The sequence below is a fragment of the Novosphingobium hassiacum genome (genome assembly GCF_014196055.1).
Classification (GTDB): Bacteria; Pseudomonadota; Alphaproteobacteria; order Sphingomonadales; family Sphingomonadaceae; genus Novosphingobium; species Novosphingobium hassiacum.
In genome coordinates this window covers 1-15,913 of sequence record NZ_JACICY010000007.1, presented here as the reverse complement: position 1 = coordinate 15,913, position 15,913 = coordinate 1, and the positions used below count along the sequence as shown (strand labels likewise).

Below are 15,913 nucleotides of genomic sequence, written 5' to 3'. Positions count from 1 at the left end.
TCGGAAGTCTCTCGAAACTCGGACGCTCAACCGAGCGGGCGCTGGGTCGCGAAAACCTTCTTGACGTATTCCTCGCTCAACCAGGCGCAACCATCGCCGCGCACGAACAGGCAGACGTCGCCCGTCGAGAAGCTGACGCTTGCGTTCTGGTCGGTAAAGGTGACCTCTCCGGCAAGGAGCAGCATCAATTCGACCTGCCGATAGGGGATCTGACGGCGGTGATAGGGGGTGGAATCCCATGTCCCACAGGCAAACTCGGCATTGGCCGAGACATAGTCGGAAAAGCCCCGACACGTCGGCACTTCACCCAACAGATTCTCCAACGCTGGTGGGCTGGAAGGGTTGAGCGGGGCGTTCTTGTCGATCATCAGCGGCACCGAAGTGTTACCCGCCCGATCCGTCGGCGCGGCATATACTACGGCCAGCATGTCGTCCGCTGCGCTCCAGCGAAAGCTGGTTCCGAACGGGATCGCCGCGCAATCGTCGGGACCAAGCGTCAGCACGCCATGCTCGCTTTCGATCTCGAGCTTGCCTGCAAGGACAAGGACGAACTCATCGGTTGTCAGGCATGAAACCTGCCCGCTCCCGCGCAGCGCAAACGCCGCAACTTGTGCCGCATCATCGGCAAATGCTGGGGTCGCCCGGCCGCCGAGCCAGTCGGTCGATGGCACAGTGCCGGCCGCATAGGCGCGAATGTCGATGACGGCTCCAACCCGCTGATCCAGTACTGTGCTCATGATTTCACTTTCTCTTCCCACGCTGAAATCAGGCTGCGCGCGATCGTCAGATCCTGCAGCGCGATGCCCGAACTGTCGAAAACCGTAATCTGGTCTTGCGCTGTGCGGCCCTTTATCAGGCCCTGCAGCACGTCACCCAAGGCCGTGATCCGCGCGCGGTCGCCACCGAAATGCTGCAAGTCACCCATCACCACCGCCTGCGCGGGGTGATCGCAGAACAGCGCAGCGCGCTCGAACAATTCCGGCGGCAGTTCCTGCTTGCCTGCCGCATCCGAGCCCATGCTGGCAACATGCGTGCCGGGGCGTATCCACTCGGCGGAAAACAGCGGTTCACGCGCAGGCGTTGCGGTCACCACGATATCGGCCTGCTCGCACGCCGCCTGTGCCAGTGCCTGCTCGGCGTTGAGACCGTCTGCGCGCAAAGCACTCACGAATTCGTCGCCCCGCTGATGGTCCCGCGCCACTACCAGCACCTTGCTGATCTGGCGGATGCGGGCGATTGCGATGCATTCGAACAGCGCCTGATTGCCGGCACCGAAGATCGCCAGAACGGACGCGTCCTCGCGCGCAAGGGCATCGGCTGCGACCGCGTCCGCAGCCGCGGTGCGATAGGCGTTGACCTTTCCCGCCTCGATCACCCACTCGACCCGCCCGACCTTCTGATCGAACAGCAGGATCACCGAATTGTGCCGGGGCATCCCGATCGCGGGATTGTCTGGCCAGAACGATCCGACCTTCAGCCCGGCAAACGAGGCCGTCGCCGCCGACTTGATCGAGAAGCGGTTGGTGGGGGCGGAACCATGCGCCAGCACTGCGGGAAACAGGACCGCATCATCAACGACCGCGATCAAGGCTTCGCGCGCCGCTTCGAAGGCCATTTCATGCGAAACAAGCGCGGCAGATTCTTCTTCGGATATGAACTTCACGGATGCATCCTGATTAATTCCGCCTCAGCGCGGTGGCACAGTACCGAATTGCCTGCCGTCATCAGACGAAGCGGCGGCGGCGCGACATCGCACTTCCCCGCGATCGCGACCGGGCAACGGGGCACGAAGCGGCACAGATCCGGACTTTCGTGCAAGTTTGCGAACGGAGCGGAAGACTGCAGGCCGACACCCGTAAGCCAATCGGTCCGCAACTCCGGCACCGACGAAATCAGCAGGTCGGTATAGGGATGGAATGGCGGCGCGGCATATGTATCACGCAGTCCGCTTTCGACGCGCGTGCCCTTGTAGAGCACGACGATCTCGTCGCAGAGCGCCTTCACCGTGGCGATGTCGTGGCTGATGAACAGGTAGGCCACGCCCAGGTCGCGCCGCAGTTCCGCCAGCAGTTCGAGGATCGCCTCACGGACCACGGTATCGAGCGCCGAAGTCACCTCGTCGCACAAGATCACGTCGGGCTTGGCGGCCAGCGCACGCGCCAGATTCACGCGCTGTTTCTGGCCTCCGGAAAGCTCGTCGCAACGGCGATCTGCAATACCCGCTGGCAGCCGGATAAGGTCGAGCAGTTCGGCCACCCCTTGCCGTGCCTGATCGCCGCTGGTGCCGTGATAGAAACGCAGGACACGACCCAGTATCTCGCCGACGCTATGCGCGGGGTTGAGCGCGATGTCGGCATTCTGGAACACGATCTGGATACGCCGCAGCTGTTCACGCGTGCGCCCGTCGAGCGCGGGGGCCAGTGGCTCCCCGTCGAGCGACACCGTACCGGCAGTGGGGGCCAGCAAGCCTGCCACAACGCGTGCGACCGTCGACTTGCCCGACCCCGATTCACCGATCACGCCGACCGCCGCGCCGCGACCGATATTCATGGTGACGTCGGTAAGCACCGGATGCGCCGCCCGGCCGTTTCGATCGATCGGACCATAGCCTGCGTGGACACCTGTGATCGACAGCAATGGCTCACCTACCGCCACCTGTGGCGTTGCGGCTTTGATGACCGGGCGGGCAGCCGCGAGCAGGGTTCGCGTATAATCGTCTACAGGTGTTTCCAGCACGGCCTGTACGGAGTTCTGCTCGCGAACCGTGCCGCGATTGAGCACCAGTATCTGGTCCGCCATCTGCGCCACGACGGCGAGGTCGTGCGAAACGTAGACTCCGGTTGCCCCCTGCTCGCGCACGACCTTGCGGAACGCCTGCAACACCTCGACCTGGGTCGTCACGTCGAGCGCCGTCGTCGGCTCATCGAAGATCACCAGATCGGGCCGGGTGATCAATGCCATCGCCGCCATCAGCCGCTGCAACTGCCCACCGGAAAGCTCGTGAGGATAGCGGCTGCCGATCGTCTTCGGATTGGGCAAGGCCAGTGCTTCGAACAGCGAGACGGCATGGGCGCGCGCCTCAGCCGCCGTTGCCGTCCCATGAATCAGCGCCGGTTCGATGACCTGTTCGATGACCCGTCGTGAGGGGTTGAAGGCGGCCGCCGCGCTTTGCGCCACGTACGTGATACGGTTACCGCGTTGTGCCGCCAGCGTAGCTCCTCCGCTGCCCTCGAAGGTCGCGTCGCCGACCCGGATCTCGCCACTGATTTGCGCCCCGCTGCGGGCATAGCCCATCAGCGCCAGGGCAATCGTGGTCTTGCCCGATCCCGATTCTCCGATCAGCGCCAGCACATCGCCGCGCTGGATATCGAATGACACACCGTCAACGATGCGCAACGGCTCGCCCTCAGGCGTGCGCACAGTGACGCAGAGGTTGCGCACGGCGACGTGGGGCGACGCGCTCATCGCGCCTTCCCTTGCGTTGCGGCATCGATCAGCAGGTTCACGCCGACCGTCAGGCTTGCGATCGCGACCGCCGGAGCGATGATCGCCAGCGCACCTTCGGCAAGACCGGACGTGTTCTCCCGCACCAGCGAACCAAGATCGGCGTCCGGCGGCTGGAGCCCCAGCCCAAGGAAGCTGAGGCCGGACAGTAGCAGCACGATGAACACGAAGCGCAGGCCAATATCGGCAAACAGCGGCTTGATCATGTTCGGCAGAACCTCGACCAGCGCAAGGTGCAGCCGCCCCTCGCCCCGCGCACGCGCAACCTCCACGTAATCGAGCCGCACAAGACCGACCGCCAGCGACCGCGCAATGCGGAAGTTGCCCGGCACATAAGTGATGGCGATGATCAGGGTGAGCAATACCAGCGAAGACCCGAATGCTGCCACCAGAACGAGCGCGAAGATCTTGCTCGGGATCGAGATCAGCGTGTCCATCGCGCGCGACAGCAGTTCGTCGACCCAGCGGGGGCCGACCGCCGCCATCAGCGCAAATCCGGTGCCGATGCAGACCGCGATGGTGACCGCCACTGCCGAAAGACCGACGGTGAACCGCGCTCCAGACAGCAGACGGCTCAACACATCGCGTCCCAGAAAGTCACTGCCCAGCCAGAACTGGCCGCTCGACCCCGCAAAGACTTCCTCGTTGGCAAACGATCCCGGCGGGTAGGGGGCGATGAATGGTCCGATAGCGGCAATGGCGATCCAGAACAGGACGAGTACAAGGCCCACTTTTCCGGAGATCGGCAAGCGCCGCACAGCGCGAAGGATGCTGGTCACGTTCATCCCTGTCGCAGCCTCGGGTTGGCAAGGATCGCCACGGTATCGGCAATCAGCACCAGCAACAGGTACGTCGCGCAGAACAGCATCGCGCAGGCCTGCAACAAGGGCATGTCGCGTGACGTCACCGCGTTTACCATCAGGCTTGCAAGGCCGGGGTAACTGAAGATCGTTTCCACGATGATCGCGCCTCCGAACAGATAGGACAGGCTGAGTGCCATGGCGTTCACGATCGGGCCGACGGCATTGGGCAAGACATGGCGGAAGATCAGCCTGCGCGGCGAAACACCCTTGAGCCGCGCCATTTCGACATAGGGCCGATCGAGTTCGGCAATGATCGCAGCCCTGATCATCCGACCGAGTTGGGCGATCACGCCCACGCCGAGCACCAGTACAGGCATGGCGTAAGCGCGCAGGAATTCACCCAGCGTGGGGTCCTGCGGCACGATCGTGATCGACGGCAGCCACAGCAGCTTGACCGAAAATACCAGCACCGCAATCGTCGCCACCAGAAATTCGGGCAGCGCCACCATCGCCAGCGTCATGAGGTTGAGCGCGCGGTCGGCTGACCGTCCGCGGGTAACTGCCGACCAGATGCCGATCAGAAACGCGATCGGAACGGCAAACAGCGTGGTCAGACCCGCAAGTACGAGCGTGTTGGGCAGCCGCTCCGAGATGATGTCGGCCACCGGCATGTTTGCCACAAGGGAATCGCCGGGATCCCCGCTGGCAATGCCTTTCAGCCATTCGAGATATCGCAGCAGCGCAGGCCGATCCAGGCCCATTTCGTGGCGAAGCGCGGCGATCTGCTCGGGCGTTGCACCCTGTCCAAGAACTTCCTGCGCGGCATCGCCGGGAAGCAATCCGCTGATCGTGAAGATCACGGCAGATACGAGCACCAGCGTGACAAACGCCATGCCGACCCGTTTGGCGATCAAGGTCAGCGGGCCACGCCAGGGTGAAGCGGGAGACGCCGCGCTCATGCGTCCAGCCAGACGTGTTCGCCGAAGGTATAGCCCATGAAGCCTCCGAGCGGGATCGGGAACAGCCCACGCAGACGGCGGTCGTAGCCATCGAGCAGGCTGATGAAGACGGGCACACCGACACCGCCGTGATTGTGCACCAGCCACTGCATGTCGCCATAGATCGCCTTACGTCGGGCCGGGTCGGTGGCCTGGCGCGCCTCGATCAGCATCTTGTCGAACTGCGGGCTGTTCCACCCCGATTCATTCGCCGTCGCCTTGGACTGGAAGAACAGGCTGAACATCATGTCCGCTGTTGGCCGGGGGTTGACGTTGCCGAAGGTCAGTGGATGCTTCATCCAGTGCGTCGACCAGTAGCCGTCGCTCGGCACGCGATTGACGGCCAGCTTGAGGCCGATCTGCGCTGCATGTTCTTGCAGGATCGATCCCATATCGACCGAAAGATTGGCCGCCGGAGAAACATAGACCGGCAAGCGGGTGCCCAGCAATCCGGCTCGCTTGAGCAGGAAGCGGGCACGATCCGGATCGAACTGGCGCTGCGGAATATCGGGATTGAAATAGGGGTCGAGCGGCGAAATCGGCTGATCGTTGCCAATTGTCGCAAATCCCCGGAACAGTGCGCGCTTGATCAGTTCCCGGTCCATCAGGTACTTCATCGCCAAAACGAAGTCGGGATGGCCGGTCACCGGATGGTCGCGCCGCATGACCAAGTCGGTAAACAGGCCCGACTTGGTTTCCATGATCGCGTGACCGGATGAGGCCCGAACCCGTTTGACCGATCCGGGACTGACCGCGTTAATCATCTGCACGTCGCCTGAAAGCAGCGCATTGACGCGCGACAACTCGTCCGGGATGGCAATGACTTCGATCTCGTCGAGGTACGGCTTGCCGGGTTTCCAGAAGTTCGGGTTGCGCCTGACGACCGTGCGGATGCCGGGCGAGAACGCGTGCAGCACGAACGGGCCTGTCCCATTGGCCACACTGAAATCGCGCCGTCCGTTCTCGACAATCAGGAACTGGGGTGCTGCAAGAATGATGGGTAGATCGGGATTTGGCCCGGTCAGCCGCAGCTCGACTTCGAGCTTTCCGTTTGCCCTGGCGCTCGCAAACTGTTCCGCAATCGCGGCAACTTTCGATCCCACCGCTGCATCGCGGTGCCGCATCAACGAATAGACGACGTCGTCGGCACCGAACGCCTTGCCATTGTGGAAATGAACGCCCGACCGCAGCTTGATCGTCCAGACTACGTTGTCACGCGTCTCCATCGACACGGCAAGGGCGGGCTGGCCGCGAACCTGTGAATCGTATTGGGTCAGCCCGCTGTACAGCAGATAGTGCCGCAGATAATCCGTCGAGAGGTTGCCCTTGGCCGGGTCAAGCGTGTCGGCGGTCGACGATGCAATGCTTGCGACGCGGATGCGTCCGCCGGTGCGTGGCTTGCCGATCAGTCGATCCGCAGGTGCCAGCACCAGTCCCGACGCCAGCCCGCCGAGCAGCCCCCGTCGCGAAAGAGCGGTGGAACTTAAATCGACCATCGTCCGCTCCTCCGATCCTTGCACGCCATTTGCAGCGCCTGGTTCATGCGAATAGTAACACGACTTTCGGCACTACTCTGCCGATTGATACGGCGCCGCGGCATGGGGCTACGTGGCAACGGATCCATTCGGCATTTTCTGCGGCACCGCTTGGCACCTCCCAAGCCGCGCAGCCGTCGTCAGAGACCCACGACCGCCGGCAGCGCTCCGATGTGCGGAATTTCGACATCGCGATAGTTCGCGTTCGACGGTTCATGCCCGCGCCCGATGAATACCCGGCAGCCGAAGCCAAGATCGGTCGCGGTGTTCTGATCATAGCGGAAGCTCGACGACACATGCATGCCAACCTCAGGCCCCATCCCGAGCTGGTCGAACATGTATTCGAAAGCCTGCATGCGTGGCTTGTAGGCCTGTGCGCTTTCTGCGGTGTAAACCCGGTGGAAGGTCGCGCCGAGCAAGCCGACATTCGACATGATCTGACTGTTCATGGCGTTCGACAGGATGACCAGCGGGATCTTGTCGCAAATCTTCGACAGACCGCCAGCCACATCATCGTGCGGCCCCCAGGTCGGAACCGCCTCATAGACCGCCCTGGCCTCATCCTCGCGAAATTCGACGCCCCACTTCTTTGAGCAGCGCTTGAGCGAATTGGCGATAACGTCGCCATAGGGTTGCCACGGACCGAGCACCTCGTCGAACCGGTATGCGGTCCAATCCTTGCAAAACTCCGCCATCGCATCCGGCGCGATACGGTCGGCATAGAATTGCGTCGCCATCTCGGTCATTCGAAAACGGGTCAGCGTGCCATAGCAATCGAAGCTGATGTACTTTGGAGTGAAGACGGCGGTGCTCATCGGTTGAATTCATCCCTGTCTGGCCGACGTAACAGATGTCGGCAACTGCTGGTGACGAGGCAAGAAGACCATGAGCCGAGCAGAACTTGCACCCGTTCCAAGACATTCAACCGTCCTAACGGCACTTTTTATCAGGCGCGAACGGCACGAGATGCCGCGCCTAATAGCCCTTCGTGCGATCGACCTCGCCGAGCAGCGGTTCACCTGACAGCAGACGCAGGACATTATCCGCAAGCACCTCGCCCGCGGTGGCATGGCGCGTTTCGGCCGCAACATGCGGCGTCAGGAAAACCGCAGGATGCGTATAGAATGCATGGCCTTGCGGAAGCGGCTCGGGATCGGTCACGTCGAGCATGGCGGCGCGCAACTGGCCTGAATCCAGCGCGTCGATCAGGTCTTGCGCGATCAGGTGCCCGCCACGCCCAGCATTGATCACGGCGCTGCCCTGCGGCATCTTTGCAAAGGTCTCGCGACATAGAATTCCGCGTGTTTCGGCGGTCAACGGCAACAGGCAGACGAATATGTCGGCCTGCGCAAGAAACGCGTCGAAACCAGCCTCACCGGCAAAACATGTCACACCATCGATGGCGTGTGCGCTGCGGCTCCACCCTGACAGCGCAAAGCCCAGCGGCTTCAGTATCTGCAGCGCAGCCTTCCCCAGCTCGCCGAGTCCCATGATTCCGACACGCGTTTCAGATGCAAGCCGCGTGTGGCGGTAGGTCCAGCGCTCGGCCCGCTGCTCGCTTATGAAAAATGGCAGGTCGCGGTGCAGCGCAAGGCAGGACATGGCGACATATTCGGCCATGCCCGTGATGATCCCCTGTTCGACCATGCGAACGACGCGCACCTGTGGCGGCAGCGCCGAAAGCGGCAGCTGATCGATTCCCGCTCCCACGCTGAACAGCACCTCGAGATTGGGGAACTGCGCGATGAAGTCTGCGGGCGCGTTCCACGCCGCCAGGTAGCACACTTGCGCCGGATCGACCTCATCGTGACCCCAGCGCCTGAAGGGCAGTTGCGGCACGCGCGCACCGAATATCTCGGCCCAGGCGACGCCGCGCGATTCAAGGCCATGGTACAGCATGATCACGTGCGTCGCTTCCTTTGTTGCCACCACATCAGCGGGCCGGACACACCCAACCCGATCAGCACGAGCGCCTCGATCAGGAGAATCAATTGGCCAATGAGACCAAACTCATCGCCCGAGTGATAGGGCAGAATTTTCATCCAGAGCGCCGGATTATCCTGTGCGGCCACGACGCTTGCGATCCTGCCCGAAGCAAGATCCACCTTGACCACATGCACGGCGAGCGAATTGCGCTCTGGCGCCAGCAGGTTGACGTCCATCCGCCCGCCCGGAGCAAAGCGCAGGTCGCGAACTTGTGCTCGGGGAAATTCGGTTTGTGCCAATCGCACCCCTGCCTCGACACTTGCCGGTGTCGGCGCGCCGCCTGCCGAGGTTGTCACGGCAGGCTTGGGCGCTGGCGCGGTCAGCAGGGGCAACAGGTCTGCACCTGCCAGCAGCACACCGGTTACGCCGCTGCATCCAATCAGCAAGGCGACAACCACACCGAAATTGCGATGCCAGTGCCGCAGCCGCGCGCGCGCGGGCATGCGTGGATTGATCGCCAGCGATTTGCTCCAACGGCCTTTCACTGGCCACCAGAACGCGAGCCCGGTTCCCACCATTAGCAGCAGCACGGCGCCGGTCAGCAGGACGACGAACAAGCCGGTGTTTCCCGCCAGCAGTTGATAATGGAGCCGCAGTGCTGCCTCTACCGGGAAGGCTGCCAGACCGCCTTCACGCATCACGCGCGCAGAAGCCGGATCGATCGCGAGGAGCGTGCGCGTGCCATCGTCATCAACGATCTGCGCCATCGCCATGCGTCCCGGCGCGGCGGGGGGCTGCAGGCGCTCTACCCTCTTGCCGCTTGCCGCAGCAGCCACGAAAAGCCGGTCGGTGCCTAGCACCGGACCGGCAGTCGGCGTCGGCTCGAGCAAACGACCAAGCGGCTCGCGGAACAGAAGTACGCCACCCGTGATCGCCTGAAGGAGAATGAGCGGGGCAAACAGCAACGCCAGCTGGCGATGCCAGGTCAGGAAGCTTGCACGGCGCATGATGCCTCCCGAGAAAGTTTGGGCTGCCGGAGCGGTGACCCCGACAGCCCAATCCCGTTACATCAGAACGAGAAGGTGGCCTTCACCGTAAACATGCGCGGGGCGCCCGGATTGATCCAGTACTGCGAATACGAAGCCGCATAATACTGCTTGTCGAACAGGTTTGTCACGTCACCCGTGATCTTGACCCCATCCGATAGCTCGAGGCTCGCCAGTAACCGCGCGGTAACGAAGCCGGGCAGTTCGAACGTCGATGCCGTCTCACCCAGGCGCTTACCGGTGTAGTTCATGCCTGCACCAAACGTTGCGCGGTTTTCACCGATCAAGAAACCCTTGCTGACGATCAGGTTGGCCGCATGTTTGGGGATATTGATCAGGCGATCACCCGGCAGGATCAAGAAACCGAAGTCCTTGTCGGACGATGTCGTTGTCCAATAGGCATCGGTGTAAGCATAGTTCGCCAGGATCGAGATATCGCCCGGCAGCTTTGCGTTGAAGTCTACCTCAATGCCCTTCGACTTGGCCTCGCCACCCGCGATCGAAAACCCGGCATTGGCCGGGTCGGCGGTCAGGATGTTATTTTTCTTCATCGAGTAGGCCGAGATCGAGCCACTGACCGCATCGCCTGGAGCGGCAAAGCGTGCACCTATTTCGTACGACTTGCTGTACTCAGGTGCGAACGGCGAGCCAGCAGCGTTCACACCGCTGTTTGGACGGAAGCCTTGACCGTAACCGCCATAGATCGAAATGACGTCAGTGACTTGATAGAGCGCGCCCGCCGTAGGGCTGAACCGCTTCTTGGTGCTATTGATCAGCACCCCGTTGGCGCGGTTGAGCAGCGTTTGCTCGAAGTGGTCGAAGCGGCCGCCGACCCGGATCTTCAAGCTGTCTGTGAGATCGACCTGATCCTGGAAGTAGATACCGTAAGACTTCTGCACTTCGTCAGTATTGATCGTTGTCGCAGTCGGCGTTGGCATTTGGCCGTAGACCGGTTTGAAGATGTTGATCGCATTGTTCGCTGGCGTGAACGGGCTACCCGGAGTGTAGTTTGGACCGCGATACCGCTTTTGCAGCAAGTCAATGTGGAAGCGATCCCAGTCGGCCCCCACCAGCACGTGATGCGTCAATGGGCCTGTATAGAGCTTTCCGGAGACCTCACCACGGACCGAGGTGTTGGTCGTGCCGTAATCACGGAAGATGCGCTGACGGGTCAGGTTGGTGAAGTCATTATCCAGCGATTGCCGCCCGAGGCCGAGTTCAGCCTGCGTGCCGAAGCCCTTGAAGCTGGTGTCGCGATAACCGGCACCCGCAAGGAAATACCAGTCGCCGCCCAACTTTTGCTGGAACTGTAGCTGATGCCCCAGCACCTTGACGCGGGTTGGGCCATCGCCGGGCTCACCCAGAAAGCGCGAATTTGGGATCACGCCAAGCTTGCCGCCCACGGCCAGAACGCCGCGATCGAAAGGCACCTTGTTATCGACAAACTCCATTTCGTAGGAAATTGTCGTGGTATTCGTCGGCTTGAACAGGATCGACGGCGATGCGACGTATTTCGTCGTGTGCACCGTGTCGCGGAAGCTGTCGCCATCCTGCGCCGCACCGTTCACGCGGATCGCAACTGTGTCGCTGATCGCAAGGTTGTAGTCGCCTTCGACACGGAAGTTGTTGAAGCTGCCGCCCGATACCGCAAACGACCCGAACGTATCGTCGGTGCGCGCCTTTTTGGTGGTAATGTTGATCGTACCACCTGGCTCGCCGCGCCCGAAGACCGCGCCGTTCGGACCTTTGAGGATTTCGATCTTCTCGATGTTCGAGGCGTCGCGCGGCCCGCCGTAACCTCGGCCACCGTTGAAGCCGTTCACCAGGAAGCCCGACGGGAAGTTTTCATCGCCTGCGAATCCGCGGATAGCGAACGAATCCCACAGGCCACCGAAGTTGTTCTGCTTTGCAATGCCGCTGGCGAGATCGAGTGCGGCATCGAGGCGCGTGATATTCAAATCATCCAGCGTCTTGGCGTCGAGCACCTGAACTGTCTGGGGAATTTCTGCTAGCGGCACGTCGCCGCGATATTGCTGACGCAGCCCCACCACGACCATCTCCTCGGCCGCATTCGCATCTTCGGGGGCCACCTGTGCCCAGGCTGTCGTCGACATCGCTCCCATCGCTACGCCGATTGCCAGCGCGGCCTTAACTGCGGACATAGTTTTCATCGCAACTTCACCCCTCGTTCGTGATGCGTAACTGCCCATTCTCACACGCCGGATTTTTCTTCCAGAATGCTGGATGTGCGCTCGATTCGTCCTGCGTGTTTTATTATTATTCGCCGATCTTATGCCTTGGCAGACGAATCTTGCGTCGAAGCGGCAAGCGCTGACAGACGATTATTGTGAAAATTGCGTGACTGCGGCGTTTTTGTGCCGTTCGACTTTCCATGGCCCGGATAGGGGCTACGCTTGACACGCCCCACGCGACAATGTCCGCTCGACCCCGCAATCTGTCGCACGCGGACTTCTAACGCCCGATTCCTGCGGCCAGCAGAATATCCTGCGGCTTTTGGTAGCGTCAGAAAGGGCGCAGGCAAGCACCGCCGTCTGTCGCCAAGCAGCATGTTGCGCCAGCAGGCTTTGGTCGATGATGACCAACCCGGCCAATCGATTCAGTACATCCTGCCGAATGCCCATCACATTCGGCAAACCGCCTTGACCCCTCGCGAATAATAGTGGGCATCAAGAATTCGGAGGGCTGTGCGCATGAGCAACTTTCGTCCCAAGTACGTGACGTTTGATTGTCACGGCACATTGATCAACTTCCAGATGGCCGATGCCGCGCAGGAACTGTTCAAACATCAGCTGACCGATCTGCAGATGACCTCTTTCATCCAGCACTTTCAGGCCTATCGGCTGGATGAAGTGCTGCAGGACTGGAAGCCCTACGCCGAAGTGGTCCACAATGCGCTCGAACGCACATGCAAACGCAACAACGTCGCGTTCACGGCAGAGTTGGCCGAGGACATCTACAATCGCGTACCGACGTGGGGTCCGCATCCGGACGTACCCGAAGGGCTCGCCAGGCTCGCCAAGGACATTCCGCTGGTCATCCTGACCAACTCGATGGTCGCGCAGATCCCCTCGAACGTCGCAAAGCTGGGCGCGCCGTTCCATGCGGTGCTGACTGCCGAGGAAGCGGGTGCCTACAAGCCGCACCTGCGGGCATTCGAATACATGTTCGATACGCTCGGTTGTGGTCCGGAAGACATCACGCATGTCTCGTCGTCGTTCCGGCACGATCTGATGTCGGCCTACGACATCGGCATCAAGAGCAAGGTCTGGGTCAACCGCGGTCACGAACCGGCCAACCCGTTCTACGAATATACCGAGATACCCGACGTGACGCACCTTCCCGGTGTGTTCGGTCTCTGACGGCGGGGTCCAACAGGTGACAGCGCAAGCAAGGAGTCCGGCCGCCACGAAGGCCGATACTCGGGCGTACTACCAGGCCGCTGCCGACCAACTGGCAATGCTGCCGGATGCATCCGATCCCGTCTCGTCGGCGCTGCTCCTGCGCCAACATTACGGCGCTGCGGGCACGCTGACCGCCCTGTCGTCCGAAGTCGAACAAACTTTCGATGCAAAGCTGGACGACGGCCAGCGCCTGATCCTCAAGACGTCATCGCGACCGGAGGCGCTGGGAAGCTTCCTCTTCCAGTCAGCCGTTCTGGATGGGTTGCAAGGCGTCGACGGGGTGCTTGCACCCAAGCCAATCCGGACCCTGTCCGACCGTCTCATATTCGAACACGAAGACACATGCGGGTATCTGCAGACCCGCATGGATGGCACTCCGCTGCATCAGGCGCCCTGCACCCCTGCGCTGATGCATGAAGTCGGAGCGTCTCTGGCCCGGCTCAACCATGCCATGTCGAACATCCAGCCACCGGCTGCGCGACGCCCAATGCTGTGGAACGTGGCGTGCTGGACCTCGCTTGCGGAACTGGAACGCTTCCTTCCGCAAGACGAGACAGCGCGCCTGGTCCATTGCGCTATGGACGATTACGCGTGTCGCATCGTACCGCAGGCTGCGAACCTTGCCTGGCAGATCACCCACAACGACCCCAGCCCGTTCAACGTGATCGATACCGGCAACGGCATCGGCTTCATCGACTTCGGCGATGGTGGCTGGAACCCCCGCGTTCAGGATCTTGCCATCGCTGCAGGACATTTCGTGAAGGACCCGGCTTCCCGACTGGGCGGCGCCGAACATGTCATAGCTGGCTATGCGTCGGTCGCGCCGCTATCCAGCCTGGAAGCGTCGCTCCTGCCCGGTCTGATCCGCGCCCGTCAAAGCGCACTGGTGCTGATCAACACCTGGCGCGCGCACCTTTTTCCCGACGCCGCGCCCTACATCATGAAGAATGTGGCGCGCGCAGAGCAGGGACTGGCCGTGCTTGCATCGCTCGATCATCCAGCGGGCGAGGCGGCGGTCAGGGCTGCAGCCAGCCTCGATCCGTCCTGAACCTCCGACTATCATCCGCGTCAAGGCAACGCTCGCAAACAGGCAGAACCTCATGTCCGTAGACCTCATGCCCAACCGTTTCCGGCCCGGCGAGGCGGAACTTCCCCAACGCGAAGCGCACCTGATCTCCCGACGCGATGCGGTCCTTGGGGCCTCTTACCGCCTGCAATATCGCAAGCCCGTTCACTTCGTGCGCGGTGAGGGCATGTGGCTCTTTGACCCTGACGACCGGCCTTACCTGGATTTCTACAACAACGTGCCGTCGCTCGGCCACTGCCATCCGGAAGTGAACGCGGCCATGGCCGAGCAGGCGGCCCGGATAAGTGCCAACACGCGCTATCTCGAGCCGCAGCTGGTCGATTATGCAGAAAAGCTGATCGCTACCTTTCCCGCTGAGCTGGACCGAGTGGTGTTCACTTGCACCGGCAGTGAATCGAACGATCTGGCACTGCGTATCGCCCGGCTTGCAAGCGGCAACGAAGGCGTGATCGTCACATCCTACGCCTACCACGGCACCAGCGCCGCCGTCGCCGCCGTTTCGCCAAACCTTGGCGCTGCCGTGAACCTCAGCCCGAACGTGCGCATCGTCGAACTCCCCGGACCGGCCGGCATACCGCACGATCAGGCCGCAGATTTCTTCGAGGCACAGGTCCGGCTCGCCATCATCGATTTGCAGAGGCGCGGCATCGGCATCGCCGCGCTTCTGTTCGACAGCATCTTTTCAAGCGACGGGGTATGGATCGATCCGCCGGGCTTCATCGCAGGCGCGGTCGATGCGGTGCGCGAGGCAGGTGGCCTGATCATCTCGGACGAGGTCCAGCCAGGGTTCGGCCGTACCGGAGACCACATGTGGGGCTTTGCGCGCCATGGCATCGTTCCCGACCTCGCCACGCTGGGCAAGCCGATGGGCAACGGCTTTCCGATCGGTGCGGTCGTCGGGCGCAGCCAGCCGATGGAACATTTCGGCCAGACCGCGCGCTATTCCAACACGTTCGCCGGCAATACCGTCGGGATAGCGACAGCCGATGCCGTCCTGACGATCCTCCAGCGCGACCGGATACTCGATAGCGTCGTTTCGGTCGGCCAGTACCTCAGACACGGTATCGAGGCCATCGCCGCAGAATTGCCGGGCATACGCGGCATGCGCAACGCCGGCCTGTTCTTCGGCGTAGATATCGGGTTTGAAGACAGCCTGCCCGCACAGCGTCGGGCTATGGCGCTGGATCTGGTCAATGCCATGCGCGACGACGGAGTGCTGATCAGCACGACATCCGCCAATGAAGACGCCCTCAAAATCCGTCCTCCGTTGATCTGCCAGCACGAACATGTCGATAAATTCCTTGAAGTGTTCCATAATTCGCTGGGCAGGATCACGTCGTAATCGGGCCACCTGAAGCGTCACGTGCCTGACGGCGCACCCAAGCCGTACGCTCCCGATTGGAGTCTTCGATGTCATCGTCCGCCGAGATCGTTCTGGCCCATATTGTCGAACGGCTCGAAACCTGCCGCCCCTTGGTTGTCGGCATCTGCGGTGCGGGTCGCGTCCGTCAAGGTGGTGTAATTTCGGCTGTGGCCGTGGGCCATCGTCAGGCGGCTTTGGCGGTGATGTGTAGGGGCTGATTTTCCTCCTC

Annotated in this window: 13 protein-coding genes; 3 read left to right on the top strand and 10 right to left on the bottom strand. The window is 61.8% G+C overall.

Annotated features, from left to right (window positions below; genetic code table 11):
- Positions 1-26: 26 nt before the first annotated feature.
- The 10 genes from GGQ88_RS14030 to GGQ88_RS13985 all read right to left on the bottom strand — a co-directional run bounded on the left by GGQ88_RS14030 (position 27) and on the right by GGQ88_RS13985 (position 11,974).
- Positions 27-737 carry a cupin domain-containing protein gene (locus GGQ88_RS14030; protein ID WP_183614074.1) on the bottom strand — a complete coding sequence of 237 codons (711 nt, stop codon included), beginning with the start codon at positions 735-737 and terminating at the stop codon, positions 27-29.
- On the bottom strand, positions 734-1,663 hold the full coding sequence (locus GGQ88_RS14025) for an ornithine cyclodeaminase family protein (RefSeq protein WP_183614073.1): 930 nt from the start codon (positions 1,661-1,663) through the stop codon (positions 734-736). The genes GGQ88_RS14030 and GGQ88_RS14025 overlap by 4 nt, the downstream gene beginning before the upstream one ends.
- Positions 1,660-3,465 carry an ABC transporter ATP-binding protein gene (locus tag GGQ88_RS14020; RefSeq protein WP_183614072.1) on the bottom strand — a complete coding sequence of 602 codons (1,806 nt, stop codon included), beginning with the start codon at positions 3,463-3,465 and terminating at the stop codon, positions 1,660-1,662. The genes GGQ88_RS14025 and GGQ88_RS14020 overlap by 4 nt, the downstream gene beginning before the upstream one ends.
- A complete protein-coding gene (locus GGQ88_RS14015; protein ID WP_183614071.1) occupies positions 3,462-4,289 on the bottom strand; it encodes an ABC transporter permease in 828 nt (275 codons plus the stop codon). The genes GGQ88_RS14020 and GGQ88_RS14015 overlap by 4 nt, the downstream gene beginning before the upstream one ends.
- Positions 4,286-5,266, bottom strand: coding sequence for an ABC transporter permease (locus tag GGQ88_RS14010; RefSeq protein ID WP_183614070.1), 981 nt, complete (start codon positions 5,264-5,266; stop codon positions 4,286-4,288). Before GGQ88_RS14010 ends, GGQ88_RS14015 begins: the two co-directional genes overlap by 4 nt.
- Positions 5,263-6,801, bottom strand: coding sequence for an ABC transporter substrate-binding protein (locus GGQ88_RS14005; protein WP_183614069.1), 1,539 nt, complete (start codon positions 6,799-6,801; stop codon positions 5,263-5,265). Before GGQ88_RS14005 ends, GGQ88_RS14010 begins: the two co-directional genes overlap by 4 nt.
- Before the next feature lie 179 nt (positions 6,802-6,980).
- Entirely contained in the window at positions 6,981-7,655 is a 675-nt protein-coding gene (locus GGQ88_RS14000; protein WP_183614068.1) for a haloacid dehalogenase type II, read from the bottom strand.
- Between the two features lie 160 nt (positions 7,656-7,815).
- On the bottom strand, positions 7,816-8,739 hold the full coding sequence (locus GGQ88_RS13995) for a 2-hydroxyacid dehydrogenase (protein WP_183614305.1): 924 nt from the start codon (positions 8,737-8,739) through the stop codon (positions 7,816-7,818).
- A gap of 2 nt (positions 8,740-8,741) precedes the next feature.
- A complete protein-coding gene (locus GGQ88_RS13990; RefSeq protein ID WP_183614067.1) occupies positions 8,742-9,773 on the bottom strand; it encodes a PepSY-associated TM helix domain-containing protein in 1,032 nt (343 codons plus the stop codon).
- A 62-nt stretch (positions 9,774-9,835) separates the two neighbouring features.
- On the bottom strand, positions 9,836-11,974 hold the full coding sequence (locus GGQ88_RS13985) for a TonB-dependent siderophore receptor (protein ID WP_343057220.1): 2,139 nt from the start codon (positions 11,972-11,974) through the stop codon (positions 9,836-9,838).
- Between the two features lie 549 nt (positions 11,975-12,523).
- Here GGQ88_RS13985 and GGQ88_RS13980 point away from each other — a divergent pair.
- From GGQ88_RS13980 to GGQ88_RS13970, 3 genes are read left to right on the top strand one after another with little or no spacing between them, the layout of a single operon-like run.
- Complete coding sequence (locus GGQ88_RS13980) at positions 12,524-13,192, top strand: haloacid dehalogenase type II (protein WP_183614065.1); 669 nt, start codon at positions 12,524-12,526, stop codon at positions 13,190-13,192.
- 16 nt (positions 13,193-13,208) lie between these two features.
- Positions 13,209-14,282, top strand: a complete 1,074-nt coding sequence (locus GGQ88_RS13975; RefSeq protein WP_343057219.1) for a phosphotransferase enzyme family protein — start codon at positions 13,209-13,211, stop codon at positions 14,280-14,282.
- A 52-nt stretch (positions 14,283-14,334) separates the two neighbouring features.
- On the top strand, positions 14,335-15,663 hold the full coding sequence (locus GGQ88_RS13970; protein ID WP_183614064.1) for an aspartate aminotransferase family protein: 1,329 nt from the start codon (positions 14,335-14,337) through the stop codon (positions 15,661-15,663).
- Positions 15,664-15,913 lie beyond the last annotated feature (250 nt).